The sequence below is a fragment of the Variovorax sp. S12S4 genome (assembly GCF_023195515.1).
Lineage (GTDB): Bacteria > Pseudomonadota > Gammaproteobacteria > Burkholderiales > Burkholderiaceae_C > Variovorax.
Window position 1 is genome coordinate 2660994 of sequence record NZ_JALPKR020000002.1, and the last position, 25845, is coordinate 2686838.

The following is a 25845-nucleotide window of genomic DNA, read 5'->3' on the forward strand; positions in this document are numbered from 1 at the left end:
GGTCAGACGTTGAAGTACCAGCGGATCGAATGGAAGAAGATGGGCGCCGCAAAACACAGCGCATCCACACGGTCGAGCAGGCCATTGGCGCCGGTCACGCCCACGCCTTTCTTGCCCCAGTTGGGAATACCGCGGTCGCGCTTGAGCGCCTTCATCACCAGGTGGCCCATGGAGCCCGCGATGCAGGCGATGAACGACACGGCAAGCGCCTGGCCGAACTTGAACGGAGTGATGAACGAGAACAGCGCTCCCACCAGGCTGGCCACCGTGATGCCGATGCCCCAGCTGGTCCAGTTGAAGCTGCGGCTCACGTTGGGTGCAAAGGGCTTGCGCTGCGTGCGGCGCGAGATCACGTGCTGCACCAGCACCGAGGTCTGCACCACGAACACCAGGAAGAACACGAGGAATGCGCTCTTGCCTTCGTAGCCCGGAAAGCTCAGGAGCAGTAGCGCCGGCACGTGGCTCATGCCGTAGACGCAGACCATGATGCCCCACTGCAGCTTGGCGTTGCGCTCGAGAAAGTGGCTGGGATCGTTGGCGAGTGCGCTTGCGACCGGAATCGCAAGAAACACGTAGACCGGAATGAAGACGGTGAACAGGTCGAAGCGCGCAGTGGCCACGAGCCAGAACTGGATCGGCAGCACCACGAAGAAGGCCAGGATCAGGCTGCGGTGGTCGCCGCGGCGTGTGGGCGAGAGGGTGATGAACTCGCGCAGCGCGAAGAAGGCGATGAGCGCGAACAGCACGGTGGCCACGGTTTCGCCCAAGGCCCAGCCAACCCAGAACACGATGACCATGAACCAGGTGGTGCCCAGCAGTTTGCGGTAGTGGGCGAGCTCGGCTTGCCATGCGGCGTCGTGTACGGGGTTTCGGCGTTCCCTGAAGCTCAGGAAGAGCGCCGCTGTGCTTGCGATCACGAGCAGGCCGAAGACGATGAGGAACAGGGTCGCGACTTGCTGGGTCGGAGTGAGGCTGCGCAGGAACTGGTTCATGTCAGTTTTCCTTCGCGCGTTGTTGGGGACTGCGTTCTAGGCGCTGTTGTTCGGGGCTTGTGCAAAGGCCACCGGGTACTCCCCTCCGCGAATGTCCCCCGTCGGCGGGTGCGCGTCCCGAAGACGGCCCGCAAAAAAACACCACGCAAAGCAAAAGCCTTCATTTCAAACATCGCGCAAAGCAATCACCGCAGCACGCGCGCGATCGAGGAAAGGGCGGCGCTCTTCGCCTTCTTCCACGCGGATTGGCGCACCGAAGGTCACGGAACACAGGATCGGCACCGGCACGATCTCGCCCTTGGGCATGACGCGCTGCACGTTGTCGATCCATGCCGGCACCAGCACCACTTCGGGAAACATCGTCGCGAGTGTGTAAAGGCCGGACTTGAACTTCTGCGGCTCGCCCGTGTGGCCGCGTGTGCCTTCGGGAAAGATGATGATCGAGTCGCCGCTGCGCAGCGCTTCGACCAAGGGTGCGAGCGGGTCAGGGGCGGGAGCTGCAGTAGCGGGCTCGGACGGCTCTGCCTCCGCCATCACGGCCGGCGGTTCGACAGGGGTGCGGCCGGCGGGGGAGGCGGTGGCGCCGGAAGATCGAGCCGCCCTTGCACTTCGTCGAACGCCTCGGGGTGACATCGACGATAGGCGATGCGATCGGCGCCGTCGGTGCTACAGGCAGCAACGGCTCCATCGAAGGCTCGATGCGCTCGGCGTGCGGTGCAACGGAATTTCGCACGGGCGCCGGTGGCGCTTCGGGTTCCGCCGGTGGTGCGTTCGAGCCCGGTGCCGTGGCCGCACGTTCCACATACACCGCGTTGAACACCTCGGTCGTGATCCATCGCTTGAACGGCGTATTGGCCCAGTAGTCGCGCGCCGCAATGGGCCGGGTGATGCTGCGCAGTTCCTCGGGCAGGGCGGCCCAGATCATCACGAGGTCGGCGTGGCTCTGGTGATTGGCGAAATAGATGCGCTGCTCGGCCTTGGGCGGGCAGCCGTACCAGCGTGCCTGGGCCCCCGTGAGCAACCGGACGATTCCCAACAACAACCAACCTGTGAGCTTTGCCAGCATGGGCGCGATGATACGGGGCATGCGATGGCGTTTCGATCCTCTTTCTCTGGTGTGGGCGGTGGCCCTGTTCGTGGTTCTCGTGCTGCTGGCCACCGTCGGCGCGCGATGGGGCTGGCTGCGGAGTTTCTTCGGCGACGTGCTGGTCGTGGCGTGGGTCTATGTCGTCTTCAAGACCTTCATTGCCGCGCGCGTGCTGCCGTTGGCGCTGGCCGCGCTCGCGCTGGGCTTGGCGGTCGAGCTGGGCCAGTTCCTGGCATCGGCCTGGCACCTGCACATTCCGAACCGCGCCTTGCGCATCGTGCTCGGCAGTACGGCCGACTGGTGGGACGTGGTGGCCTACCTGATCGGCTTTGCGGCCGTCCTGGCCATCGAAGCGCTGTGCGGTGCAGTCAGGGCAACTCGGCCGACGGCATGCGCGCCACGATGGTCGAAGCCCGTCCGCTGAGGTAAGAAGACGAGCCCAGCCGGCGCTCGAAGAACTTGGGGCTGGGCAGCATCACCGCCAGACGCGCGGCCTCGCCGGCACTCAGGCGCGAGGCGGGTTTTCTGAAGTAGTACTGGGCGGCAGCCTCGGCACCGAACACGCCTTCGCCCCATTCGACATTGTTAAGATAGATCTCGAGGATGCGGCGCTTGTCGAGCAGCACCTCGAGCGTCATGGCGAGCACCAGTTCCTGGCCCTTGCGCAGCAGCGTGCGCTCGCCGGAAAGCAGCAGGTTCTTCGCGAGCTGCTGCGTGATGGTGGAACCGCCGCGCAACTGCACGGGTCGCACCGGCTTGCCGCGCGCAATGGCACGCGCCGCGCGCCGGGCCGCAAGCTCTTCGGCCTTGGCATTGCGCTGCCGCGCGCGTTCGATGGCTTCCCATTCCACGCCGTTGTGGTCGATGAAGTCGGCGTCCTCGCTGGCGATGACTGCCCGCTTGAGGTTGTCGCTGATCTGCGCGTAGGGCACCCACTCCTGGCGCCAGGCGCCCTTGCTGCCCTGGTGAATGGCGATCTGCCAGGCCTCGGAGCGCTGGAACGCCGTGCTCTGCGGAGCGATCACGGCCATGGCGGCAATGCGCGCCACGAAGAAAAGCTCGAGCGCCACCGCCGCGACCAGCAGGGACGCAATCAGCCGCAGCAGCCCCTTCATTGGCCGGCGGCGATTGAAGCGCGCAATTCGGCCAGCACCTGCGCAGCGGGCGGGCGCACGCCGCGCCAGGCCTCGAAGGCTTCGGCCGCTTGCTGGACCAGCATGCCGAGCCCATCGCGTCCCACAGCGCCGTGCGCTTCGGCCCAGGCAATGAAGCCGGCGGCGGCAGAGCCGTACATCAGGTCGACCGCGAGCGCGCCGGGGCGCAGCACCTGCGCACGCACCGGCACCGCATCGCCCGCAAGGCTGGAGGCGGTGGCGTTGATCACCACGTCGAAATTGCCGGGTACTTCGTCGAGCGCCCACGCTTCGAGCGTGGCGCCGTGGCGCAAGGCCAAGGCCGCATGGCGCTGCACCAGGGCCATGGCTTTGCCGACGGTCCGGTTGGCCACCACGATGCGCGAGGCGCCCGCATCGAGCAGCGGCCCGAGCACGCCCGCGGCAGCGCCGCCCGCGCCGATGAGCAGCAGTTCGCTGCCGGCCAACGGCACGGCGGCGTTGCGCACGATGTCGTTGACCAGGCCGATGCCGTCGGTGTTGTCGGCATGAACGCTGCCGTCCGCTTCGAAGCGCAGCATGTTCACCGCTTGCGCGAGCAGGGCGCGTTCGCTGGTGTGCTGTGCAATTGCGGCGGCATCGAACTTGAACGGCACCGTGACATTGCAGCCGCGCGCGGCGTTGCCCTGCTCCGCGGCTTCTCGCCGGAAGCCGGCGACGCCTTCGGCAAAGGCGCCGATCGGCACGAGCCGGCGGGTGTATTCCAGCTCCTGGCCGCAGAGCTCGGCAAATCGGGCATGGATGCGCGGCGAGCGGCTGTGCTCGACGGGGTTGCCCATTACGCAGTACAGGTCCATGGCGCCGTGATTCGCAGTCGTTGCTATTGGGTTGCTATTGAGAAGAGAGCTCGATGGTTTCGTCGCGCGTGAACTTGAAGCGCGACTGCAGCACGATCTGGTCGGTCTGCTTGCGCATCGCATCGGTGAACTTGCCGAAGTTGCCGATGCTGTGCACGATCGCCTTGGCGCGCCGGTCGAGCGTGGTGTCGCCCGAGCTTTCATCGACCACGGTGTCGAGGATCTTGCCGTCGTGGTTGATGGTGATCGTCATCTTGAGCTGGCCGTAGAGCTTCTTGCCGGCCGCCGTGGGAAAGTTCTCGGTGCCCCGCACCTCGATGCGGCGGCGCAGTGTGTCCACGTAGATGGCATAGGCCGCCTCGCGTGTGGAAGGGCTCAGGTAGCGCTTCTTGGGGCGTGCGTTTTCTTCGTTCACGCGCCGTTCGATTTCGGCCAGCAGCTCGACCATCTGGCGCCGCTTTTCCTCGCGGGCCACGGCTTCCTTCGGGTCGCCCGAAACGCGTGGATCGGGCGCGGGCATGGCGGCCAGGTCGCGCTTGAGCTGCGCGAGCAGCTGCATCTGCTGCGCCTGCATGGCCTCGACCTGGCGCTGCGCTTCCTCGGCGGAGTCGCCCACGGCGGTAAAGCTCGACGGCGGCAGCGGGCTTGTGGCGCGGCCCCGTTCGAGGTCGCCGCCGCCGGCCAGCGAGGTTTGCGCCATCACGCGGGCCGTGGCGTCGGGTTTGTCGTTGGTCTTGCTGTTGACCAGGATCACCTCGAGCGGCGTGTCGCTGAAGACCCGGTTGAACGATTCAGGGTCGACGAAGCGCACCGTCAGAAGCGCGGCGTGCGCGATGATCGACACACCGAGTGCAATCTGCAGCGTGCTCAGATCCCTGAAGTTCATTGACGACGCTCCTCGCGGCTCATTGAATGGTTTTTATGTTCCGCGCGGCGCTCACGCCGGCGTGTTCTCCGGTGCCGGCTCGCTGTCGGTAAGGTCGACCGCAATCGCGATGGGACCGGCCACTTCTTCTTCCTCGTCGCCGCTTTCCTCGTCGGCTGCGGCATCCGCCTTGGGCGCATCGAGGCGCTCGAGCACCGTGCCGTGCACGTCGAGCGCAATTTCGTCGATCTCGCCGAGCTTCACGCGCAGGCGCGCACCGCGCTCCTGCTGGCCCGCCACCGGGAACACCAGCGGCAGCGTGTCCGCACGCACCAGCGCGCCGTTCTGTATGTCCTTGATGACAGTGACTTCAAGCTCGGTGATGCCTTGCTGCTCCAGGTACTTGAGCGTCCAGAAGCGTTCCATGCCGCCCTGATAGGCGTTGTAGGTTGCGTAGGCGGCGTCGAAGCCCGAGAGAATCGAGAACAGGTCGGCGTCCTTCGGCTTGAAGGGTGCGGCCAGCGCGGCCGTCTTGCCGTGGCGGGCGGCCGCAATGATCTGCCACTGGTTCACGAGGTCGGTATAGCGGCGCAGCGGCGAGGTGCTCCAGGCGTAGCTCTTCACGCCCAGGCCCGCATGCGGCAATGCCCGCGTGCCCATGCGCACCTTGATGCCCGGCGCCAGGCTCGCCTGGCTGCGGTAGAGGCCGGGCACGCCGAGTTCGCCGAGCCAGCCGCCCCAGCTGCTGTTGGCCAGGATCATGGCCTCGGACACGATCAGGTCGAGCGGCGCACCGCGTTGGCGCGTGGTGATCTGCACCTGCTCGCTGCCATCCGGCTCGCCGTCATTGCCGACCAGGCGAAAGTTGTAGTCGGGCCGGTTGAAGTTCTCGGGCTTGCCGCGCACCACTTCGCGCTGGGCCTTCAGCTGCTTTGCGAGACGGAACAGGAAGGAGAGCGGGGCACGCAGCTTTGCAGCAGCCTCCGGCGTGTTCTCGTTCGTGAAAGACGCGTCTTCGAGCCAGGGCTGGGTGACGATGCTGTCGAGTTGGTCGTGGCGCAGATTGGCCACGATGGGCACGCGTTCGAGCTTGGTCTCGCTGGACTGCAGTTCGAGCGTGGCTTCGTCGAAGCGCACGTAGAGCGACACGGCCGGCCGGTCGCCGCCTTCGAGCAGCGTGTAGGCGTTGACCACCTCGTCGGGCAGCATGGTGATCTTGTGGCCCGGCATGTAGACCGTGGACATGCGTGCGCGCGCCACCTGGTCGATGGCGCTGCCCGGCGTGAGCGCAAGGCCCGGCGCGGCAATATGGATGCCGACCGTGACGGTGCCGCTGCCCAGGCCCTGCACCGACAGCGCATCGTCGATTTCAGTGGTTTGCGAATCGTCGATCGAGAAAGCCTGCACGCCGTCGGCCAGCGGCAGGTCGTCGGCGATGGCGGGCGCGGCGAGCGCCGGAAAACCCGTGCCTTTCGGAAAATTCTCGAAAAGGAAGCGGCGCCAGTGAAACTGGTAGGGCGAATCGATGGCGCCGGCGCGCTCCAGCAGTTCGAGCGGCGGGCGCTGCGTGGCGCGCGCGGCGTCGACCACGGCCTTGTACTCGGGCGCGTTCTTGTCGGGCTTGAACAGGATCTTGTAGAGCTGCTCGCGAATCGGCTGCGGGCACACGCCTTCGGCCAGCTGCCCGGCCCACTCGACGATTTGCGCCTGGACGACTTTTTTCTTTTCGATGGCGGCCAGCGCCTGCTGCACGATTTCGGCCGGCGCCTTCTTGAAGCGCCCTTTGCCTGCGCGGCGAAAGTAGTGCGGTGCCTCGAACAGCGCGAACAGCGCGGCGGCCTGCTGTGCGAGCGTGGGCTTGTCGCTGAAATAGTCGGCCGCGAGTTCTGCAAAGCCGAATTCGCCTTCGGCCGCAAACTCCCATGCGAGGTCGAGGTCCATTGTGGCGGCGATGGCGCGCGCTTCGGCAATCAGCTCGGCCGGGGCCGGCTTCTCGAAACGCAACACGATATTGGCGCCCTTGACCTTGAGGCGCTTGCCGGTGTCGAGCTCGACCTGCGCCGATGCTTCGGCCTCCGACAGCACGCGGCCGCCGAGGTACTTGCCGGCTTCTTCAAACAATACAAACATGAGCCGATTGTCCCACGCTGGACCCGGCCCGCCGCTCGGCGCCGGAGGACTTCAGACCGGGTTGATGAAGTCGATGACGTCGTCCAGATGGTTCTGCTCGAAATCGGACAGCGCGTGGTCGCCTCCCTCGAGCAGCTTGATGTTGCTATCGGGGTAGCGTGCGGACATTTCGTGCCAGTCGAGCGCCTCGTCGCCCTTGGCGATGATGGCCAGCACGCGCTCGGGGCGCGTGAGGGCGCCAACCTCCATGGTGCGCAGCTCCTGGATGTACTCGGGCCGGAAATAGAAGTGCTCGGCCGGGTCCTGCCACGTGGTCTGGTCGCCGATATAGAGCTGCAGGTCGCGCGCGGGGTGCACGGCGGGGTTGAGCAGCACGGTGCGGCAGCGCGTCATTCCCGCAACGTAGGTGGCATAGAAGCCGCCGAGCGATGAACCGACCACGGCCATCGACTTGCGCGGCCAGTCGGCAATGCCTTTCATCACCATGTCGATCGCTTCGCGCGGAGAGGGTGGCAACTGCGGGCACCACCACTGCAGGTTGGGGTGCTCCAGCGCCACGCGCCGCGCCATCAGCCGCGCCTTGGTCGAGCGGGGCGAGGAGCGGAAACCGTGCAGATACAACAGGTGAGTGGTTTTCGGATCCATGCGAGGCGGAGACTGAAAATGTTGCGTTCGACGCAACTCCATAGAAGGAGCCGGGTAATTTTGCATGAGGTCCTCGTGCGGGGCGCGGGTGCCGGTGAGGGCTCTCGCATGCAGGCTTCGTGCGGGGAGGTGAATGTTTACCACTGGAATCTCCGGCCCGCGGGATTTTTCTGCATCCGATCGGGCGCGGGCCGTGTCCCGGAACCCGAAAGTACTCAGCTGATGCACCAGGAATGGCCAAGTTCGCCTGGTGCTGTTGCGTTTTTGCAAGCGGCGCGAAGTTTCGCGGCCCGGGATCGATGCCTGCATCCCATGAAGATGGGAGGTGCCGCGGCCTTTTGAATCGATGTGGCGGCTTATGCTAAGCCCATGAATATCGAGGCTCCTGATCCTGGAACGGCACGCCGCTGGGGCGTGCTCGTGGTCGAGGACGACAGCCGCGCGCGTGCCTTCTTCGAGGCCAGCGTGCAGCGCAGCGCAAGCCTCTTCTGGCTTGGAAGCGCCGGCACCGTGCATGAGGCATTGGCATGGCTTGCGCAGACCGCCACCATTCCCGACGTGCTGCTGGTCGATCTCGGCATGCCCGACGGCAGCGGGCTGGACGTGATCCGCGAGGCCGTCGCGCGCTTTCCGGGCTGCGAACCGCTGGTGATCTCGGTCTTCGGCGACGAGGAAAACGTGCTTTCCAGCATCGAGGCCGGCGCTGTCGGCTACATCCACAAGGACGCGGCACCCGAGGACATCGCGCAGACCATCGTCGAGATGAAGGCCGGTGCGTCCCCGATCTCGCCCATGATCGCGCGGCGGGTGCTTGCCAAGTACCGCAGCCTGCAGACGGCGGGCACGCCCGCCGCGGCAGTGCCCCAGGCGGCCATCGACAGCACGGCGCCCAGCCTGCTCTCCGCCCGTGAACATGAAGTGCTGACGCTGATCGCGCGCGGCTTCTCCTATGCGGAAATCGCCCGGCTCAAGGGGTTGAGCGTGCACACGGTGCAAACCCACATCAAGAATCTCTACGGCAAGCTGGCGGTGCATTCCAAGAGCGAGGCGGTGTTCGAAGCGACGCGCCTCGGCCTGCTGTCCCACCCCGGGTGAGCCGTGTGGCGGGGCGCATGTTCGCAAGGCCGTGGAGGGCGCTGTTCGCGCTCTGGCTTGCGGTAGTCCTGCTGGCGCCGGCGGTTGCCGCGGCGGCGGATGGCCCCCTTGAGCTGCGCAGCGGCACGGCGACCGTCACCGTCGACGGCGCCACGCGGACAGCGCCCGTCGAGCTTTCCTACCATTGGGATCGCCAGCACCGGGGGCGCCCCGGCTTCGCGAGCTTCGAACTGCCTTTCACGCTCGACGCCGCGCCCGAGACGCCATGGGGCATCTTCATTCCGCGGGCCGGTAACGTCCTCGAGGTGTCGCTCAACGACGCATTGCTGCAGGTGTACGGCGATCTGGACCGCGGCAACGGGCCCGACTACGCCAAGGCGCCCATCTATGTGCCGATTCCGGGGCATTTGCTGAAAGCAGGCGACAACCGCTTGCAGATTCGCATCCGCGCCGACGGCGCCCGGCGGGCCGGGCTTTCACGCGTGACGATCGGGCCGGCTACCCCCGTGCGCACCGAGCTTTTCGAAACCGCCTATGGCTGGCGCTTTACGGGCTCGGTGCTCCTGAGTGCCTTCAGCCTCATCGTCGGCGGCATTGCACTGGCGCTGTGGCTCACCCAGGTGGACGCCGACGCGGTGGGGCGGCATCGGCGCGACGGCATCTATTTCTGGACGGCGCTCGCCGAATTCTGCTGGGCGCTGCGCGTGGCCGACGGCGTGATTGCCGAACCGCCTCTGCCTTGGCCGGCCTGGGGTGTGCTCATGGCCGCCTGCTATGCCGGCTGGGCGGCGTCCGCCATGATGTTCTGCTACCACCTGGCGGGCTGGGACCACAGGTCCCGCATGCGCTGGCTGCGGTGGCCAATGGCGGGAGTGGTTGCCGGAACGGTCGCCGCAAGCTCGATGGCGCTGTTCCGCGAGGAGCCGTATTGGCTTACCGGCTGGCTTGCGGCGGAGATCGTGTTCATCGCGCTGTTCGTCTGCGCCTTCGTGGTGGCGACTGTGCGGCGACCGAACCTGGGGCTCCTGCTGGTGGCGGCCGCCGCGCTGGCAACGCTGGGCTTCGGCATCCGGGACTGGCTGGTGATCCGCCTGAGCGACGCCTACGGCGAAACCACCTGGGTGCGCTATTCCTCCGTGTTCTTCGGTATTGCGCTGCTGCTGATCGTGCTGCGTCGCTTTCGCGCCGCCAGCATCGAAGCGCGCGGCTCGGTGGCGGCGCTGGCCCAGCGGGTGGCGCAGCGCGAACGCGAGCTCGCATCGACCTTCGCGGCGCTGGAGCAGGTGGCGCGCGACCAGGCCCGCACCCACGAGCGCGAACGCATCCTGCGCGACATGCACGACGGCGTGGGCTCGCACATCAGCTCGGCCATCCGGCAACTGCAGTCCGGCCAAGCCAGCTCCGAAGAGCTGCTGCGCACGCTGCGCGACTCCCTCGACCAGCTCAAGCTCTCGATCGACTCCATTCACCTGCCGCCGGGCGACGTGGGCGCCCTGCTGGCAGCGCTGCGCTACCGGCTGGAGCCGCGCCTGGCGGCCGCGGGCATCCGGCTGGAGTGGGGCGTGGAAGAGGTGCCGACGGTAAAGGGGCTCGATGCGCAAGGCATGCGGCAATTGCAGTTCCTGCTGTTCGAGGCGGTTTCCAACGTGATGCAGCATGCCCAGGCAAAGACGCTGCGGATCGAGTCGGAAGCGCCGGCCGGAAAGGTGCAGTTGCGCGTGATCGATGACGGCCGGGGTTTCGACGCGTCCCAGGTGCCGCGGGCGCTCACGGAGCGTGCCGGCGCCGTCGGCGCGCGGCTGGCGGTCGAAAGCCGACCGGGACGCACGGTCGTTCAGTTCGAATTCGACTGACCGGGCGTGCCGGGCGCGGATAATCCAGCCCATGTCCGCCGTGTTCAATCAGCCCTCCCTGGCGCGCCGCGTCGCGCCCATCTTCCAGGGGTTCGACGGCTTTCTGGCTTTTGCCGTGCTGTTGCTGGCGTTCGCCGGGTTGCTGACGATGTATTCGTCCGGCTACGACCACGGCTCGCGTTTTGCCGACCACGGCCGCAACATGCTGCTGGCGGGCTTCATCATGTTCGTGGTGGCCCAGGTGCCGCCGCAGCGCCTCATGATGTTCGCGGTGCCGGTGTATGTGACGGGCGTGGCGCTGTTGATTGCGGTTGCGCTCTTCGGAATCACGAAGAAGGGCGCCACGCGCTGGATCAACCTCGGCGTGGTGATCCAGCCGAGCGAAATCCTCAAGATCGCGATGCCGCTGATGCTGGCCTGGTGGTTCCAGCGCCGTGAAGGCCAGTTGCGGCCGCTCGATTTTGTGGTGGCGACAGTGTTGCTGGCCATCCCGGTCGGGCTCATCATGAAGCAGCCCGACCTGGGCACTTCGCTGCTGGTGCTCGCTGCCGGCCTGGCCGTGATCTTTTTCGCCGGGCTCCCGTGGAAGCTCATCGTGCCGCCGGTGGTGATCGGCGCCCTGGCCATCACGCTGATCGTGAGCTTCGAGTCGCGGCTGTGCGCGGAGGGCGTCGACTGGCGGGTGCTGCACGACTATCAGAAGCAGCGCGTTTGCACCCTGCTCGACCCCAGCAAGGACCCGCTGGGCAAGGGCTTTCATATCATCCAGGGAATGATCGCCATCGGCTCGGGAGGAGTGGGCGGCAAGGGGTTCATGCAGGGAACGCAGACGCATCTCGAATTCATTCCCGAGCGCACCACCGACTTCATCTTTGCGGCCTATTCCGAAGAATTCGGCCTCGTGGGCAACCTGGCGCTGATTGCCGCCTTCATCCTGCTGATCTTCCGCGGCCTGGCCATCGCGGCCAGCGCCACGAGCCTGTTCTCGCGGCTGCTGGCGGGGGCGGTGACGATGATTTTCTTCACCTACGCCTTCGTCAACATGGGCATGGTCAGCGGCATCCTGCCCGTGGTGGGCGTGCCGCTGCCATTCATCAGCTACGGCGGCACTGCGATGGTCACGCTGGGGCTGGGGCTGGGCATCCTGATGTCCATCGCGCGTGCCAGGAAGCTTTCTCAAAGCTAGGCACGCAGTCGCAGCGCGGTTGTTGGCCCCGGCCGGGGAAGGCGAAGCGCCGCACAGCGCACGCAGTCTGGGGGCGAGCCCTAGAATCCACTTCATGATCTCTCGCGAACCCACCATCGAGCGCCTTGCCACGGCGCAACAGCTCCTGCTCACGCCGTTCGGCCTCGACGAATCGCACCTGAGCAAGGCCCTGGCCGAGATCACCGCTCACAAGGTGGACGACGCCGATCTGTACTTCCAGTACACGCGCAGCGAGGGCTGGAGCCTGGAAGAAGGCATCGTCAAGACCGGCAGCTTCAGCATCGACCAGGGTGTCGGCGTGCGCGCGGTCAGCGGCGAGAAAACCGCTTTCGCCTATTCGGACGATATTTCCGAGGCGTCGCTGCTCGATGCGGCCCGCACGGTCCGCTCGATTTCCTCCGCCGGCCGCACCGGCCGCGTGAAGACGCCGGCGCGCAAGATTGCTTCGAGCCGTTCGCTCTACAACGGCGTCGATCCTATTTCAACGCTCGACAGCACGGCCAAGGTCAAGCTGCTCGAGCGGGTCGAAAAGCTCGCACGCTCGCGCGATCCGCGCGTGGCCCAGGTCATGGCCGGCCTGGCGAGCGAATACGACGTGGTGCTGGTGGCGCGGGCCGATGGCACCCTGGCCGCCGACGTGCGGCCGCTGGTGCGCCTCTCGGTGACCGTGATCGCCGAGCAGAACGGCCGGCGCGAGGTCGGCTCCGGCGGTGGTGGCGGGCGCTTCGGGCTGGCCTATTTCACCGACGAGCAGATGGCCGAATACGTTGACCAGGCGGTGAAGGCCGCGCTGACCAATCTCGACGCCCGTCCGGCGCCCGCCGGCGAAATGACGGTGGTGCTCGGCTCCGGCTGGCCCGGCATCCTGCTGCACGAGGCCATCGGCCACGGGCTGGAAGGCGACTTCAACCGCAAGGGCTCGAGCGCGTTTTCGGGCCGCATTGGCCAGCGCGTGGCGGCCAAGGGCGTGACAGTGCTGGACGACGGCACCATTGCCGACCGCCGCGGCTCGCTCAACGTGGACGATGAGGGCAACGCGAGCCAGCGCAACGTGCTCATCGAAGACGGCATTCTCAAGGGCTACATCCAGGATTCGCTCAACGCGCGCCTCATGAAGGTCAAGCCCACCGGCAACGGCCGCCGCGAGAGCTACGCCCACGTGCCGATGCCGCGCATGACCAACACCTACATGCTCGGCGGCGACAAGGACCCGAAGGAAATCGTCGCCAGCATCAAGAAGGGCCTGTACGCCACCAACTTCGGCGGCGGCCAGGTCGACATCACAAGCGGCAAGTTCGTGTTCTCGGCCAGCGAGGCCTTCTGGGTCGAGAACGGCAAGATCCAATACCCCGTGAAGGGCGCGACCATCGTGGGCAACGGCCCTGACGCGCTCACCCGCGTGACCATGATCGGCAACGACATGGCGCTCGATTCGGGCGTGGGCACCTGCGGCAAGGAAGGCCAGAGCGTGCCCGTGGGCGTCGGCCAGCCGACCTTGCGCATCGATGGTTTGACCGTAGGCGGAACGGCCTGAGAGCTTGCTAAGCTCCGCTCCTTATTTTTCAAAAAGAGGAGCATTCGATGAGGATCAGGATCAATTCGTCCGCGGCCCTGTGGGCTGCAACCGCCGCAGTGGCGCTCGCAACCGCAGGTTGCGCTTCGCGCGGCAGTTCGGGCGACAGCAGCCAGCCCGCGGCCTCGGCACCCGCTGCCAGCGCACCCGCCGCTCCGGCGCGCGGCGGCGTCAAGGCCGGCATGGACGCCAAGGGCAACGTCATTGATTCGTCCAAGGTCGAAGCCGGCAGCGGCCGCACCGTCAAGGGCCTGAATGGCTACGAAGGCGAAATCACGGGTGTTCCCGCCCGCAACAGCAAGTTCTCGCGCCTGCAGATCGGCATGAGCGCCAGGCAGGTGACCGACCTCGCCGGCCAGCCGACGGACCAGGGCGCCTATGTCACGGGCAAGGCCTTCATTCCGTTCTATTTCGGCAGCGACCGCCACCGCTACGAGATGACCTACAAGGGCCAGGGCCGGCTGGTTTTCGCGGGCGGCGGCATGGGCGACTACTCGGGCGGCAACCTGATCTGGATCATTCACAACCCCAACGAATCGGGATACCGCTGAGCCGTTCGGAGCCGGGCCTTTTGCCCGGCTTTTTGTTTTCCGTGCTACATTTCGCCCACATGTCCGCCCTCCGCGCTTATTTCTTTGCCTACTTTTGGTTCCCGGTTTCCGGCGGACGAGAGGCGAGCGCGTAGAGCAAACGAACACCCTCCCAGAACCGCCGGTGGCCCAGAGCCCCCGGCGGTTTTTTTATGCCCTGACGATATTCACTCCAACAAGGAAAGCACCATGAGCACGAACACTGCCCCCGCCAGCGACAGCTGGTATGCGAGCGTCGAAAAAACCAGCAAGACCGACGACGAACGCATCAAGGACATCAACGTGCTGCCCCCTCCCGAACATCTGATCCGCTTCTTCCCGATCCGCGGCACGCCGGTCGAAACGCTGATCGAGGGCACCCGCCGCAACATCCACAACATCATGGCCGGCAAGGACGACCGGCTGCTGGTGATCATGGGGCCTTGCTCAATCCATGACCCGGCCGCCGCGCTCGACTACGCCCGCCGCCTGAAGGTGGAGCGCGAAAAGTACGCCGGCACGCTGGAGATCGTGATGCGCGTGTACTTCGAGAAGCCGCGCACCACGGTCGGCTGGAAGGGCCTCATCAACGATCCGTACCTGGACGAAAGCTACCGCATCGACGAGGGCCTGCGCATTGCGCGCCAGCTGCTCATCGACATCAACCGGCTCGGCCTGCCGGCGGGCAGCGAGTTCCTCGACGTGATCTCGCCGCAATACATCGGCGACCTGATCGCCTGGGGCGCCATCGGTGCGCGCACCACCGAGAGCCAGGTGCATCGCGAGCTGGCCTCGGGCCTCTCGGCGCCCATCGGCTTCAAGAACGGCACCGACGGCAACATCCGCATCGCCACCGACGCCATCCAGGCGGCGGCGCGCGGCCACCACTTTCTCTCGGTGCACAAGAACGGCCAGGTCGCCATCGTGCAGACCAACGGCAATCGCGACTGCCACGTGATCCTGCGCGGCGGCAAGGCGCCGAACTACGACGCCGAGAGCGTCGAGGCCGCCTGCAAGGACCTGGAAGCTGCCAAGTTGCCGCCCACGCTGATGGTCGACTGCAGCCACGCCAACAGTTCCAAGCAGCACCAGAAGCAGATCGACGTGGCGAAGGACATCGCCAACCAGATCGCGGGCGGATCGAACCGCGTCTTCGGCGTGATGGTCGAGAGCCACCTGCAAGCCGGCGCCCAGAAGTTCACGCCGGGCAAGGACCAGATCGCGGGCCTCGAATACGGCAAGAGCATCACCGACGCATGCCTGGGCTGGGACGATTCGGTGCAGGTGCTCGACGTGTTGTCGCAGGCAGTCAAGCAGCGCCGGGGATAAGCCGCGCTGGCGGGGTCAGAGCATCCCGGCCAGTTCGGGCCAGTGGTGCCGCATGGCGGTGGCTTCATCGCTTTCGGGCGGCACCATGGAAAAGTCTGCGAAATCGAAGCCGGGGCCGACCATGCAGGCGACCAGTGTGTAGTCGCCGCTCGCGTGGCCCTGGATCGGCCGGGCGGCCTGCCACTGGCCGGCCGGCACCACGTGCTGGGGGCGCGTGCCGTGTGCGTCGACCGGCCCTAGCCGCACGTGCGCCGGCGCGGTGCGCATGGCGGCATCGCACGTCCACAGTGCCAGCGGCACGCCTTCCAGGTGAACCCAGACCTCGTCCGAGAGCACCCGGTGCCAGCGCGAATGCTGGCCGGCCTCCAGCAGAAAGTAGATGCTGGTGAGCGCGCTGCGCGGCGCGCGGCCATCGGTGGGAACCACGCTCGCGGCCGAACGGAACACCTCGCTGTACCAGCCGCCCTCGGGGTGGGGCTGCAGCTTCAGGCTCTCGATCAGCTCGCGGGCGCGCATGGCGGTCATGGAGCCGCGGCGCTGCGCAGTGCCGCAAGCAGCTTGTCGTGCACGCCGCCGAAGCCGCCGTTGCTCATGCAGACGATGTGATCGCCAGGCCGCGCCGCGGCAACGATCTGCGCGACCAGCGGCTCGACGGCACCGGCTACCTGCGCGCGGTCGCCCATCGGCGCCAAGGCCGCGGCGGCGTCCCAGTCGAGCCCGGCGGTGTGGCAGAAGGACAGGTCGGCCGCTTCCAGGCTCCATGGGAGCTGCGCCGCCATCACGCCGAGCTTCATCGTGTTGCTGCGCGGTTCGAAGGCCGCGAGGATGCGCTCGCCTTGCTTGCCGGCATCGTCGAGCTTCTTGCGCAGGCCGTCGAGCGTGGTGCGGATGGCGGTCGGGTGATGGGCGAAGTCGTCGTAGACGGTGATTGCGCCGCCGCTGCGCTCGACCGTACCGCGCAACTCCATGCGCCGGCGTACGTTGCGGAAGCTGCCGAGTGCCTTGGCCGCATCGGCCGGCGCAACGCCCACATGCTCGGCTGCCGCTATGGCGGCCAGCGCGTTCATCTGGTTGTGCAGGCCTGAAAGCTCCCATTCGACGCGGCCCACGGCCTCGCCGCGGTACAGCACGTCGAAGGCGTCGTGCGTGCCGCGCGCCTGCCATTCACCGCCAGCGCCAAAGCGGGCGAGCCCGCTCCAGCAGCCTTGGCTCAGCACGCGCTGCAAGCTCTCTTCGGTGGCGTTGACCACCAGCCGGCCGCTGCCGGGTACCGTGCGAACGAGGTGATGGAACTGCCGTTCGATGGCGGCGAGGTCATCGAAGATGTCCGCGTGGTCGAATTCCAGGTTGTTGAGAATCGCCGTGCGCGGGCGGTAGTGCACGAACTTGCTGCGCTTGTCGAAAAAGGCGGTGTCGTACTCGTCCGCCTCGATGACGAATGCCGGGCCGTCGCCAAGCCGGGCCGACACGCCGAAGTCGAGCGGAACGCCGCCCACCAGAAAGCCCGGCGCCTTGCCGCCTTTCTCCAGCACCCAGGCCAGCATCGACGTGGTGGTGGTCTTTCCGTGGGTTCCGGCCACGGCAAGCACGTGTCGGCCCAGCAGCACGTGCTCGGCGAGCCACTGCGGTCCGCTGGTGTAGGGCTTGCCGGCATCGAGGATGGCTTCCATCAGCGGGAACTTGGGGCTGCCGTCGGGCAGCCGGGCCCTCGAAACCACATTGCCGACCACGAACATGTCGGGTGAAAGTGCCAATTGGTCGGCGCCAAAGCCTTCGATCAGGTCGATGCCGAGCGACCGGAGCTGGTCGCTCATGGGCGGGTACACGCCGGCATCGCAGCCCGTGACCCGGTGGCCCGCTTCGCGCGCCAGGGCGGCCAATCCGCCCATGAACGTGCCGCAGATGCCAAGAATATGAATGTGCATCGGGCGATTCTAGGGAGGCCGCATGCCGCGGCCGCGCCGCAGCCTTGCCCTTTGTACTGATGTTTGGTGTGAGGGCGGCGTAGTGCGGGCAAAATGTTCCGATGGACACGACCACCAAGCGTGAGATCGCCGCCACCGCAGCCCGACTCGTCGTCGAGGAGGGGCTGGAGTACGGCCCGGCCAAGCGCCGGGCAGTGCGAGACCTTGGCCTGTCGTCGCGCACGGCGCTGCCAAACAACGACGAGGTCGAGGCCGAAGTGCGTGACTACATCGCGCTTTACTGCGCCGACACCCAGCCGCAGGAGCTGCATGCCTTGCGGCTGCTCGCGCTCGAATGGATGGAGCGCATGGCGGCGTTCCGGCCGCACATCGGGGGTGCTGTGTGGCACGGCACGGCCACGCGGCTGTCAGACATTTATATTCAATTGTTCTGCGATGATTCCAAGTCGGCCGAAATTGCCCTCATCGACCATCACGTGGATTACGAGCCGCGAATGGTCACCGGATTTCACGGTGAGCAGGTCGAGGCATTGAGCGTGCATGCCGCAAGCCGTGCGTTGGGCGAGGAAATCGGGGTCCACCTGCTGGTGTACGACCTCGACGACCTGCGCGGAGCGCTCCGGCCCGACGCCCAGGGGCGCACACCGCGCGGCGATCTGGCCGCGCTGCGCCGGCTGATTGAAAGAGAAAAGGACAAGTGAATGACTTCTTCGCCCACACGGCGCCGCCTCATGTATGGCGGCGTGGCGGTCGCGGCCGCTGCGGCAGGCTTGGGCGGCGCGTGGTGGCGTGAGCGCGGCGTCAGCACCAAGGGCGGGGTCCTGGATGCCGCCTTCTGGGATCAACGATTCGACCGTCCGGAGGGCGGTGAACTGGTTTTCTCGAGCCTGCGCGGCAAGCCGCTGCTGTTGAATTTCTGGGCCACGTGGTGCCCGCCGTGCGTGGAAGAAATGCCGATGATCGATCGCTTCTTTCGCGAAAATGGCGGCAATGGTTGGCAAGTCGTTGGATTGGCCATCGATCAGCCGAGTGCCGTGCGCAAATTTCTCCAGAAGACGCCGGTCGGCTATCCCGTCGGATTGGCCGGTTTGCAGGGTACTGAACTGGTAAAAAGCCTTGGCAATACCGCCGGAGGATTGCCGTTCACGCTGGTTCTTACGGGCGCGGGGACCGTCGCGGCTCGTAAAATGGGCAAGCTCGAGCCCGCCGATCTGGACACGTGGCGACGTGAACTCGTTCACGGTTAGAATCAGATACACCTCGGCATTCGCCGCCAATCGCTAAAGATCAACGATTTTTAGCCAAGTTACATCCTAATGACCGGCAAAGTCGGCACTGGAGCCTCATGGATCTGCGCAAACTCAAGACACTGATCGATTTGGTGTCGGAATCCAATATTTCCGAACTGGAAATCACCGAAACCGAAGGCAAGGTTCGCATCGTCAAGGGCGGCGGCGCTGCCCCGGTGCAATATGTTCAGACCGTGGCGGCACCTGCCGCTGCTCCCGCCGCCGGTGCGCCTGCGGCGCCTGCGCTTGCTGCTGCCGCGCCGGCCGCCGAAGCCGCGCCCGCCGGGCATGCGGTCAAGTCGCCGATGGTCGGCACTTTCTATCGTTCGTCCAGTCCGGGCGCACCGGCTTTTGTCGAAGTCGGCAGCAAGGTCAATGAGGGCGACACCGTCTGCATCATCGAAGCGATGAAGATCCTCAACGAAATCGAAGCGGACAAGTCCGGCACGATCACCCAGATCCTCGGCGAAAACGGTCAGGCAGTCGAATACGGCCAGCCGCTGTTCATCATCGAGTGACCATGTTCAAGAAGATCCTGGTTGCAAACCGGGGGGAAATTGCCCTCCGGATCCAGCGCGCCTGCAGCGAGCTCGGCATCAAGGCCGTGATGGTCTATTCCGAAGCGGACCGCGACGCAAAGTACGTCAAGCTGGCGCAGGAAGCCGTGTGCATCGGCCCCGCGCCATCGTCGCTGAGCTATCTCAACATGCCGGCGATCATCTCGGCGGCCGAGGTCACCGACGCCGAAGCGATTCACCCCGGCTATGGTTTCCTGAGCGAAAACGCCAACTTCGCCGAGCGCGTGGAGCAAAGCGGTTTCCAGTTCATTGGCCCCACGCCCGACAACATCCGCACGATGGGTGACAAGGTCTCGGCCAAGCAGGCCATGATCAAGGCCGGCGTGCCTTGCGTGCCCGGCTCCGAGGGCGAGCTGTCCGACGACGCCGCCACCAACAAGCGCATCGCGCGCGCCATCGGCTACCCGGTCATCATCAAGGCCGCCGGCGGCGGCGGTGGCCGCGGCATGCGCGTGGTGCACACCGAAGCGGCACTGGTCAACGCGATCCAGATGACCAAGGCGGAAGCCGGCGCTGCGTTCAACAATCCGGCCGTGTACATGGAGAAGTTTCTCCAGAACCCGCGCCACGTTGAAATCCAGATCCTGGCCGACAAGCACAAGAACGCGGTCTATCTGGGCGAGCGCGACTGCTCCATGCAGCGGCGCCACCAGAAGGTGATCGAGGAGTCGCCGGCCCCGGGCATTCCCCGCAAGCTGATCGAGAAGATCGGCGAGCGCTGCGCCGCGGCCTGCAAGAAAATCGGCTACCGCGGCGCGGGCACCTTCGAGTTTCTCTACGAAAACGGCGAGTTCTATTTCATCGAGATGAACACGCGCGTGCAGGTGGAGCACCCGGTGACCGAGTTCACCACCGGCATCGACATCGTGAAAACGCAGATCATGGTGGCGGCGGGCGAGAAGCTGCCGTTCACGCAGCGACAGATCGAAATGCGCGGCCATGCCATCGAGTGCCGCATCAACGCCGAAGACGCCTGGAAGTTCACGCCGTCGCCGGGGCGCATCACCATGTGGCACCCGCCGGGCGGCCCTGGCGTTCGCGTCGATTCGCATGCGTACACCAACTACTTCGTGCCGCCCAACTACGACTCGATGATCGGCAAGATCATTGTGTATGGCGACACGCGCGAGCAGGCCATGGCGCGCATGCGCACGGCGCTGAACGAAACCGTGATCGAAGGCATCCAGACCAACATTCCGCTTCACCGCGAGCTGATGGTCGACGCCAAGTTCATGAGCGGCGGCACCAACATCCACTACCTGGAAGAGTGGCTGGCGGCACACAAGCGCTGAGCAGAGAACACCCGACGCCACCATGTTTGAACTTCGCCTGATGGCGCCGGAAGACCGGGTCGAAATGGTCAGCGATGCGCTGGACGCACTCGATGCGCTGAGCGTGTCGGTGGAAGACGCCGACGCGCAGACCGATGCCGAGCAGGCGCTGTTCGGCGAGCCTGGCATGCCGCCGCCCAAGGAGGGCTGGCAACGGTCGCGCATCATTGCGCTGTTCGCCGACGAAGCCCTTGCCAAAGAGGCTGCGTCGGTGCTCGCGCTGCAGGACTTCTTCGAAGGCTGCGCGGTGCTCGGCGTGGCGCCGGTGCCCGATCAAGACTGGGTGCGGCTCACGCAGTCGCAATTCGCGCCGGTCGAAATCACGCCCGAGTTCTGGATCGTGCCCACCTGGCATGAGCCGCCCGAGCAAGCCAGGCAGTTGATCAGGCTCGACCCGGGGCTCGCTTTCGGCACCGGCACGCACCCCACCACGCGCATGTGCCTGCGCTGGATCGCGAAGCAGGGCGAAGGCGCATTCGGCGACCAGCGCGTGCTCGACTACGGCTGCGGCTCGGGCATTCTTGCCATTGGCGCGGCGAAGTTCGGCGCACGCGATATCGACGCCGTCGACATCGACGAGGCCGCCGTCTCGTCGACCCGCCTCAATGCCGAAGCCAATGGCGTGCGCCTGAATGCCGGCCTGCCGGAAGCGGCCAAGGGCAGCTACAACACGGTGCTGGCCAACATCCTTGCAACGCCGCTCAAGGTGCTTGCGCCCTTGCTGCGCAGCCACGTGGCGCCGGGTGGATCGCTGGTGCTCGCCGGCATTCTCGAGCGCCAGGCCGACGAACTGAAGCAGGCCTACGCGCCCTATGCCGCGCTCGAGGTCAGCGACAGCGAGGACGGCTGGATTCTCATGACGGCTCGCTGCTGAGCAGCGCGGCCGGGATTTCGCACCGCCGCGCACCGCTCGCGAGGCGGGGGCTCAACCCTACAATCGCCCGGTCATGAGCCTTGTCACGCGTTGCCCCGCCTGTGCCACCACCTTCAAGGTGGTGCGCGACCAGCTTCGCATCTCGGATGGCTGGGTGCGTTGCGGCCGCTGCAGCCATGTGTTCGACGCCACGCTCGATCTGCACGAGGCGCCGGACGGCGTGCCGGGTCCGGCGGCGCCACCTCCGCCTCCGCCTCCGACGGCGCCTTCCGCAAAGGCCGAGGCGGAGTCCGGGCCGTCCGAGCAGCAGCATCCTTCGCAGGCCGGGCCGGAGTCTTCGAGTGCGACGGAAGACGCGGACTTCTTCGACGACGAACCGGAGCATGGTGAAACGTCGGACGCTGTCGCTTCGTCGCCGCTGGAAGAAACGGACGAGCTTCTGCCGCCGGCGCCGCTTCCGGAGACCAGGCCTGCACCTACGCCTGCGCCAAGTTCCGCACCTGCGACGCCGTCCGCGACGGCCTTCGTCCTGCCTGCGCACGGAATCATCGCCGACGAGTTGTGGTCCGACTTCGAGGCCAACGAGCCCGAATGGCGGCCACCTGCGAGCTCACTGCCGCCGTTCCCGAACATCGACCTGAATCTTGCGGCGCCACCTTCGCCGCCACCACCACCGCCGCCTCCCTTGCCGGCCTTGCGCATCAAGGCTCGCGAAATGGCGGCATCGGCCAGCGTCGAAGACGAAAGCACGAGGCCGCGCAAGACCGCGACCAGGTGCAGATGCAGAAGGCGCTGCGCCGGGCGCGCATCAAGTCGGCCAAGATCGCGAGCGCCAAGGCGCGCGACGAGCGCACCGCCGCAAAGGCGTCGGCGTCGATGGTGAGGCAGGCGAGCGAACTGGACGGATTGGACGGCGATTCGGGTGCTCTGCCGCTCCCGGCGCCGCTTCACGAAGCGGAGGACTCGGACAGGGTTCCTTTCTCCGGTGACGAGAAGGCGGACCGTGGCACCGAAGGGTTCTGGCAGCGCGGCGTCGTACGATTTGCGCTCTGGTTCTTCGCCGTGCTGGCCGTTCTGCTGTTCGTCGCGCAGGTCTTGCATCACGAGCGCAATGGCATCGTGGCCCGCCAGCCGAACCTGCGCCCCGCATTCGCCGCCATGTGCCGATTGACCGGCTGTGAGCTCACGGCGTTGCGCCAGATCGGCGACATCGTGATCGAAGGCGCCGCCTTCGCGCGCGAGAAGACCGGCAACAACGACTACCGGCTCAGCTTTACCTTGCGCAACGGTGCCACGGTTCCGCTGGCCATGCCGGCCATCGAGCTTTCGCTGCTCGACACGCAGGAGCGGGCAGTGGTGCGCCGCGTGCTGGCGGCTTCGGATTACGGTGCGCCGACGGTGCTTGCGGCGCGCTCCGACCAGGCCGCATCGCTGCCGCTCACGTTGTCCGCAACGGAGGCGGCAACGCTGCCGTCTATTGCCGGCTACCGCGTGGAAGCGTTCTATCCTTAGCCCGGGTTCGCGCCCGTGCCTCGTTCATTCATTCATTCATCCTTCAACCAACGGCTCACCATGGCAGCAGTGATTTGCGGTTCCCTCGCGTTCGACACCATCATGACTTTCGAGGGCCGGTTTGCCGACCAGATCCTTCCGGACCAGCTGCACATTCTCAATGTGTCGTTCCTGGTGCCGGGCCTGCGGCGTGACTTTGGCGGCTGTGCCGGCAACATCGCCTACAGCCTCAACGCGCTGGGCGGCACGGCATTGCCAATGGCCACGCTCGGAAGCGACGGAGCCGACTACCTGGAGCGCCTGCGTACGCTGGGCATCAGCACCGAGTTCGTGCGCCAGCTCGACGATACTTTCACCGCGCAGGCGATGATCATGAACGACGTCGACAACAACCAGATCACCGCGTTCCACCCCGGTGCAATGCAGCAGGCGCACCTTACGAAAATCGCCGCCCGCGAAGACATCCGCGTCGGCATCATCGCGCCCGATGGCCGCGACGCGATGCTGCAGCATGCGGAGCAATTCGCCGCCGCCGGCATTCCGTTCGTGTTCGATCCAGGCCAGGGCCTGCCGATGTTCGATGGCGAGGCGCTCAAGCACTTCATCGATCTGGCAAGCTGGGTGGTCGTCAACGACTACGAGGGAAAGATGCTTTCGCAGCGCACCGGCTGGAGCCTGGCCGAAATCTCCAAGCGCGTGCGCGGCCTGGTGGTCACGCTGGCGGCCGAGGGCTGCGAAGTGTGGACCGATGGCGAGCGCGAGCACGTGCCGGGCGTAACGCCGACTGCGGTGGTCGAACCCACTGGCTGCGGCGATGCATGGCGCGGCGCGCTGCTGTTCGGCTTGGAGAAGGAGTGGCCGCTCGCGCAATGCGCGGCGCTTGGCAACCGCATCGGTGCGCTCAAGATCGCACAGCGCGGGCCTCAGAACTACCAGGTCGACAAGAAGGCGCTGGGCCTCTGAGCCGCCGGTTGCTCGCTCGCCTTCGCGGGCGGCGCGCATAAAAAAAGCCCGACACCGTGAGGTGCCGGGCTTTTTGCCGTCAAGGCCGCTGAGAAGCTCAGGGCTTGCTGGCCGTCGGAAACGGCCAGGCTGCCTGCGGGTTCAGCGTCGTTTGCGCAGCAGGAGCAGGCGCTGCGGCAGGTGCCTTGGCGGCCTTCTTCGCAGCAGGCTTCTTGGCAGCAGCGGCAGGCTTGGCAGCGGGCTTTTTCGCGGCTTTCTTGGCCGCAGCCTTTTTGGCAGGAGCCTTCTTGGCGGCAGCCTTCTTCGCAGGGGCCTTCTTGGCAGCGGCCTTCTTCGCCGGAGCCTTCTTCGCCGCCGCCTTCTTGGCAGGAGCCTTCTTCGCTGCGGCCTTCTTCGCCGGAGCCTTCTTGGCAGCGGCCTTCTTTGCCGGAGCTGCCTTCTTGGCGGCTACCTTCTTCGCAGGCGCCTTCTTGGCGGCTACCTTCTTGGCTGCGACCTTCTTGGCCGGAGCCTTCTTCGCAGCTACCTTCTTGGCGGGAGCCTTCTTAGCGGCCGCGACCTTCTTTGCCGGAGCCTTCTTTGCAGCGGCTTTCTTAGCCGGCGCTTTCTTTGCAGTTGCCATTTCTATTTCTCCTTGATCAAGTTGAAAAAATCAACCTATTGAAGCACTCCGCGCACGTTGGTAGCGCAAAGCGATTCATGGCGTTGGAATCTGTGCTCCAGCACCATGAACACCTGAGCCCTCGTCCATGCCGCGCTCTTCGGCGCGATCGGTGGCAAGGGCAATTCTTGAATTCATTAATTCTTATCGGAAAGATTCAATCCCAGGAGAGCGCGCCACCCGACTGGTACTCGATCACGCGGGTCTCGAAAAAATTGCGCTCTTTCTTCAGGTCAATCATTTCGCTCATCCAGGGGAACGGGTTTTCCTCGTTCGGGAAGAGCGTTTCGAGGCCGATCTGCTGTGCACGCCGGTTGGCAATGTAGCGCAGGTAGCCCTTGAACATGGAGGCGTTCATGCCGAGCACACCGCGCGGCATGGTGTCTTCGGCGTATTTGTACTCGAGCTCGACGGCCTTCATGAAGAGGGCCTTGATCTCGGCCTTGAACTCGTTGGTCCAGAGGCCGGGATTCTCGAGCTTGAGCTGGTTGATCAGGTCGATGCCGAAATTGCAGTGCATCGACTCGTCGCGAAGGATGTACTGGTACTGCTCGGCGGCGCCGGTCATCTTGTTCTGGCGGCCCAGCGCAAGAATTTGCGTGAAGCCGACGTAGAAGAAGAGGCCTTCCATCAGGCAGGCGAACACGATGAGCGACTTGAGCAGCGTCTGGTCGGTTTCGTGCGTGCCGGTCTTGAAGTGGGGGTCGCTGATGGCGTCGATGAACGGGATCAGGAACTGGTCCTTCTCGCGGATCGACGGCACTTCGTTGTAGGCGTTGAAGATCTCGCTCTCGTCCAGGCCGAGCGACTCGACGATGTACTGGTACGCGTGCGTGTGGATCGCTTCCTCGAAAGCCTGGCGCAGCAGGAACTGGCGGCATTCGGGCGCCGTGATGTGGCGGTAGGTGCCCAGCACGATGTTGTTGGCGGCCAGCGAGTCGGCGGTCACGAAGAAGCCGAGGTTGCGCTTGACGATGCGGCGCTCGTCTTCGGTCAGGCCGTTCGGGTCTTTCCACAACGCGATGTCGCGCGTCATGTTCACTTCTTGCGGCATCCAGTGGTTGGCGCAAGTGGCGAGGTATTTTTCCCAAGCCCACTTGTACTTGAACGGCACCAACTGGTTGACGTCGGTCTGGCCGTTGATGATGCGCTTGTCGGAAGCCTTGACGCGCTGCGCTGCGACGGGGGCCGTGGGTTGTGCAATCGACGAAGTCGGAGCGTCCACCGGTCGGCCTGCGGGCAAGCCGCTGGTCGATGCGTGGTGTTGCTGCAATCCTTGTTGCATATCCTTTGGTAAGGAGGGCTTGACTTCTTCGTCCCAGGTCAACATAGAAAAATCCAATGCTCAATTATCGGAGCAACGATGTGAGTTGCAAAGTGCTCGTTCACGTCGCGCTC

Annotated in this window: 24 protein-coding genes and 2 pseudogenes; 15 read left to right on the top strand and 11 right to left on the bottom strand. The window is 65.7% G+C overall.

Annotated elements, in window-relative coordinates; all coding sequences use genetic code 11:
• Positions 1 to 2: 2 nt before the first annotated feature.
• Together M0765_RS13055 and M0765_RS13060 are read right to left on the bottom strand one after the other, a co-directional pair.
• Positions 3 to 992: a phosphatidate cytidylyltransferase gene (locus tag M0765_RS13055; protein ID WP_258504051.1), complete on the bottom strand. Its 990-nt coding sequence runs from the start codon at positions 990 to 992 to the stop codon at positions 3 to 5.
• 165 nt (positions 993 to 1157) lie between these two features.
• Positions 1158 to 2058 (bottom strand): annotated as a pseudogene (locus M0765_RS13060) (lysophospholipid acyltransferase family protein).
• Positions 2059 to 2065: 7 nt separating this feature from the next.
• On the opposite strand from M0765_RS13060, the gene M0765_RS13065 reads away from it, so the two are divergent.
• Positions 2066 to 2503 carry a DUF2809 domain-containing protein gene (locus M0765_RS13065; RefSeq protein WP_258508248.1) on the top strand — a complete coding sequence of 146 codons (438 nt, stop codon included), beginning with the start codon at positions 2066 to 2068 and terminating at the stop codon, positions 2501 to 2503.
• On the opposite strand, the gene M0765_RS13070 is transcribed toward M0765_RS13065, so the two are convergent.
• The 5 genes from M0765_RS13070 to M0765_RS13090 are packed head-to-tail and all read right to left on the bottom strand — an operon-like array spanning position 2448 to position 7688.
• The gene (locus M0765_RS13070; protein WP_258504052.1) at positions 2448 to 3194 is read right to left on the bottom strand and encodes a transglycosylase domain-containing protein; all 747 of its coding nucleotides are present in this window, start codon (positions 3192 to 3194) and stop codon (positions 2448 to 2450) included. The two genes, M0765_RS13065 and M0765_RS13070, sit on opposite strands and share 56 nt — an antisense overlap.
• On the bottom strand, positions 3191 to 4048 hold the full coding sequence (gene aroE, locus M0765_RS13075) for a shikimate dehydrogenase (RefSeq protein WP_258504053.1): 858 nt from the start codon (positions 4046 to 4048) through the stop codon (positions 3191 to 3193). Before aroE ends, M0765_RS13070 begins: the two co-directional genes overlap by 4 nt.
• A 34-nt stretch (positions 4049 to 4082) precedes the next feature.
• Positions 4083 to 4934, bottom strand: coding sequence for an energy transducer TonB (locus M0765_RS13080; RefSeq protein ID WP_258504054.1), 852 nt, complete (start codon positions 4932 to 4934; stop codon positions 4083 to 4085).
• Between the two features lie 51 nt (positions 4935 to 4985).
• The gene (locus M0765_RS13085) at positions 4986 to 7043 is read right to left on the bottom strand and encodes a ribonuclease catalytic domain-containing protein (RefSeq protein WP_258504055.1); all 2058 of its coding nucleotides are present in this window, start codon (positions 7041 to 7043) and stop codon (positions 4986 to 4988) included.
• Between the two features lie 51 nt (positions 7044 to 7094).
• Positions 7095 to 7688: a YqiA/YcfP family alpha/beta fold hydrolase gene (locus tag M0765_RS13090; RefSeq protein WP_126747940.1), complete on the bottom strand. Its 594-nt coding sequence runs from the start codon at positions 7686 to 7688 to the stop codon at positions 7095 to 7097.
• 369 nt (positions 7689 to 8057) lie between these two features.
• Between M0765_RS13090 and M0765_RS13095 the strand changes: the two genes are divergently transcribed.
• The 6 genes from M0765_RS13095 (at position 8058) to M0765_RS13120 (ending at position 15314) form a co-directional block, all read left to right on the top strand.
• Positions 8058 to 8783, top strand: coding sequence for a response regulator transcription factor (locus M0765_RS13095; protein ID WP_157612057.1), 726 nt, complete (start codon positions 8058 to 8060; stop codon positions 8781 to 8783).
• 17 nt (positions 8784 to 8800) lie between these two features.
• Complete coding sequence (locus tag M0765_RS13100) at positions 8801 to 10636, top strand: sensor histidine kinase (protein WP_258504056.1); 1836 nt, start codon at positions 8801 to 8803, stop codon at positions 10634 to 10636.
• A 31-nt stretch (positions 10637 to 10667) separates the two neighbouring features.
• Complete coding sequence (gene rodA / locus M0765_RS13105) at positions 10668 to 11822, top strand: rod shape-determining protein RodA (protein ID WP_258504057.1); 1155 nt, start codon at positions 10668 to 10670, stop codon at positions 11820 to 11822.
• A gap of 94 nt (positions 11823 to 11916) precedes the next feature.
• Positions 11917 to 13377 (top strand): metalloprotease TldD, encoded by a 1461-nt coding sequence (gene tldD / locus M0765_RS13110; RefSeq protein ID WP_258504058.1) that lies wholly within the window; start codon positions 11917 to 11919, stop codon positions 13375 to 13377.
• Between the two features lie 47 nt (positions 13378 to 13424).
• Complete coding sequence (locus M0765_RS13115; RefSeq protein WP_258504059.1) at positions 13425 to 13967, top strand: hypothetical protein; 543 nt, start codon at positions 13425 to 13427, stop codon at positions 13965 to 13967.
• A 228-nt stretch (positions 13968 to 14195) separates the two neighbouring features.
• Entirely contained in the window at positions 14196 to 15314 is a 1119-nt protein-coding gene (locus M0765_RS13120) for a 3-deoxy-7-phosphoheptulonate synthase (RefSeq protein ID WP_126747946.1), read from the top strand.
• Between the two features lie 15 nt (positions 15315 to 15329).
• On the opposite strand, the gene M0765_RS13125 is transcribed toward M0765_RS13120, so the two are convergent.
• Complete coding sequence (locus M0765_RS13125; protein ID WP_258504060.1) at positions 15330 to 15839, bottom strand: cupin domain-containing protein; 510 nt, start codon at positions 15837 to 15839, stop codon at positions 15330 to 15332.
• Positions 15836 to 17239 (bottom strand): UDP-N-acetylmuramate:L-alanyl-gamma-D-glutamyl-meso-diaminopimelate ligase, encoded by a 1404-nt coding sequence (gene mpl / locus M0765_RS13130; RefSeq protein WP_258504061.1) that lies wholly within the window; start codon positions 17237 to 17239, stop codon positions 15836 to 15838. The genes M0765_RS13125 and mpl overlap by 4 nt, the downstream gene beginning before the upstream one ends.
• Before the next feature lie 101 nt (positions 17240 to 17340).
• Between mpl and M0765_RS13135 the strand changes: the two genes are divergently transcribed.
• The 8 genes and pseudogenes from M0765_RS13135 to M0765_RS13170 all read left to right on the top strand — a co-directional run bounded on the left by M0765_RS13135 (position 17341) and on the right by M0765_RS13170 (position 23786).
• Entirely contained in the window at positions 17341 to 17940 is a 600-nt protein-coding gene (locus M0765_RS13135) for a hypothetical protein (RefSeq protein ID WP_157612065.1), read from the top strand.
• Positions 17941 to 18486 carry a TlpA family protein disulfide reductase gene (locus M0765_RS13140; protein WP_258504062.1) on the top strand — a complete coding sequence of 182 codons (546 nt, stop codon included), beginning with the start codon at positions 17941 to 17943 and terminating at the stop codon, positions 18484 to 18486. It begins immediately after the preceding gene.
• Between the two features lie 98 nt (positions 18487 to 18584).
• Positions 18585 to 19046, top strand: a complete 462-nt coding sequence (gene accB / locus M0765_RS13145; RefSeq protein ID WP_258504063.1) for an acetyl-CoA carboxylase biotin carboxyl carrier protein — start codon at positions 18585 to 18587, stop codon at positions 19044 to 19046.
• 2 nt (positions 19047 to 19048) lie between these two features.
• A complete protein-coding gene (gene accC / locus M0765_RS13150; RefSeq protein WP_126747952.1) occupies positions 19049 to 20398 on the top strand; it encodes an acetyl-CoA carboxylase biotin carboxylase subunit in 1350 nt (449 codons plus the stop codon).
• A 22-nt stretch (positions 20399 to 20420) separates the two neighbouring features.
• Positions 20421 to 21311 carry a 50S ribosomal protein L11 methyltransferase gene (gene prmA / locus M0765_RS13155; RefSeq protein ID WP_258504064.1) on the top strand — a complete coding sequence of 297 codons (891 nt, stop codon included), beginning with the start codon at positions 20421 to 20423 and terminating at the stop codon, positions 21309 to 21311.
• Between the two features lie 73 nt (positions 21312 to 21384).
• Positions 21385 to 21450, top strand: a pseudogene (locus tag M0765_RS13160) (zinc-ribbon domain-containing protein); the annotation flags it as partial.
• Between the two features lie 452 nt (positions 21451 to 21902).
• Complete coding sequence (locus tag M0765_RS13165) at positions 21903 to 22823, top strand: DUF3426 domain-containing protein (RefSeq protein WP_258504065.1); 921 nt, start codon at positions 21903 to 21905, stop codon at positions 22821 to 22823.
• Between the two features lie 60 nt (positions 22824 to 22883).
• Positions 22884 to 23786: a carbohydrate kinase family protein gene (locus M0765_RS13170; RefSeq protein ID WP_258504066.1), complete on the top strand. Its 903-nt coding sequence runs from the start codon at positions 22884 to 22886 to the stop codon at positions 23784 to 23786.
• Between the two features lie 97 nt (positions 23787 to 23883).
• On the opposite strand, the gene M0765_RS13175 is transcribed toward M0765_RS13170, so the two are convergent.
• Both M0765_RS13175 and M0765_RS13180 read right to left on the bottom strand, forming a co-directional pair.
• Complete coding sequence (locus M0765_RS13175; protein ID WP_258504067.1) at positions 23884 to 24408, bottom strand: histone H1-like DNA-binding protein; 525 nt, start codon at positions 24406 to 24408, stop codon at positions 23884 to 23886.
• 196 nt (positions 24409 to 24604) lie between these two features.
• Entirely contained in the window at positions 24605 to 25777 is a 1173-nt protein-coding gene (locus M0765_RS13180) for a ribonucleotide-diphosphate reductase subunit beta (RefSeq protein WP_126747956.1), read from the bottom strand.
• Between the last annotated feature and the right edge of the window lie 68 nt (positions 25778 to 25845).

Coding starts and splice junctions, on each gene's coding strand:
- M0765_RS13165 (WP_258504065.1), top strand. CDS start 21,903: ATGGCGGCCACCTGCGAGCTCACTGCCGCCGTTCCCGAACATCGACCT.
- M0765_RS13140 (WP_258504062.1), top strand. CDS start 17,941: ATGACTTCTTCGCCCACACGGCGCCGCCTCATGTATGGCGGCGTGGCG.
- M0765_RS13135 (WP_157612065.1), top strand. CDS start 17,341: ATGGACACGACCACCAAGCGTGAGATCGCCGCCACCGCAGCCCGACTC.
- M0765_RS13090 (WP_126747940.1), bottom strand. CDS start 7,688: ATGGATCCGAAAACCACTCACCTGTTGTATCTGCACGGTTTCCGCTCC.
- prmA (WP_258504064.1), top strand. CDS start 20,421: ATGTTTGAACTTCGCCTGATGGCGCCGGAAGACCGGGTCGAAATGGTC.
- mpl (WP_258504061.1), bottom strand. CDS start 17,239: ATGCACATTCATATTCTTGGCATCTGCGGCACGTTCATGGGCGGATTG.
- M0765_RS13100 (WP_258504056.1), top strand. CDS start 8,801: ATGTTCGCAAGGCCGTGGAGGGCGCTGTTCGCGCTCTGGCTTGCGGTA.
- M0765_RS13085 (WP_258504055.1), bottom strand. CDS start 7,043: ATGTTTGTATTGTTTGAAGAAGCCGGCAAGTACCTCGGCGGCCGCGTG.
- tldD (WP_258504058.1), top strand. CDS start 11,917: ATGATCTCTCGCGAACCCACCATCGAGCGCCTTGCCACGGCGCAACAG.
- M0765_RS13170 (WP_258504066.1), top strand. CDS start 22,884: ATGGCAGCAGTGATTTGCGGTTCCCTCGCGTTCGACACCATCATGACT.
- M0765_RS13065 (WP_258508248.1), top strand. CDS start 2,066: ATGATACGGGGCATGCGATGGCGTTTCGATCCTCTTTCTCTGGTGTGG.
- M0765_RS13120 (WP_126747946.1), top strand. CDS start 14,196: ATGAGCACGAACACTGCCCCCGCCAGCGACAGCTGGTATGCGAGCGTC.
- aroE (WP_258504053.1), bottom strand. CDS start 4,048: ATGGACCTGTACTGCGTAATGGGCAACCCCGTCGAGCACAGCCGCTCG.
- M0765_RS13055 (WP_258504051.1), bottom strand. CDS start 992: ATGAACCAGTTCCTGCGCAGCCTCACTCCGACCCAGCAAGTCGCGACC.
- accC (WP_126747952.1), top strand. CDS start 19,049: ATGTTCAAGAAGATCCTGGTTGCAAACCGGGGGGAAATTGCCCTCCGG.
- M0765_RS13125 (WP_258504060.1), bottom strand. CDS start 15,839: ATGACCGCCATGCGCGCCCGCGAGCTGATCGAGAGCCTGAAGCTGCAG.
- M0765_RS13180 (WP_126747956.1), bottom strand. CDS start 25,777: ATGTTGACCTGGGACGAAGAAGTCAAGCCCTCCTTACCAAAGGATATG.
- M0765_RS13095 (WP_157612057.1), top strand. CDS start 8,058: ATGAATATCGAGGCTCCTGATCCTGGAACGGCACGCCGCTGGGGCGTG.
- accB (WP_258504063.1), top strand. CDS start 18,585: ATGGATCTGCGCAAACTCAAGACACTGATCGATTTGGTGTCGGAATCC.
- M0765_RS13080 (WP_258504054.1), bottom strand. CDS start 4,934: ATGAACTTCAGGGATCTGAGCACGCTGCAGATTGCACTCGGTGTGTCG.
- M0765_RS13070 (WP_258504052.1), bottom strand. CDS start 3,194: ATGAAGGGGCTGCTGCGGCTGATTGCGTCCCTGCTGGTCGCGGCGGTG.
- M0765_RS13115 (WP_258504059.1), top strand. CDS start 13,425: ATGAGGATCAGGATCAATTCGTCCGCGGCCCTGTGGGCTGCAACCGCC.
- M0765_RS13175 (WP_258504067.1), bottom strand. CDS start 24,408: ATGGCAACTGCAAAGAAAGCGCCGGCTAAGAAAGCCGCTGCAAAGAAG.
- rodA (WP_258504057.1), top strand. CDS start 10,668: ATGTCCGCCGTGTTCAATCAGCCCTCCCTGGCGCGCCGCGTCGCGCCC.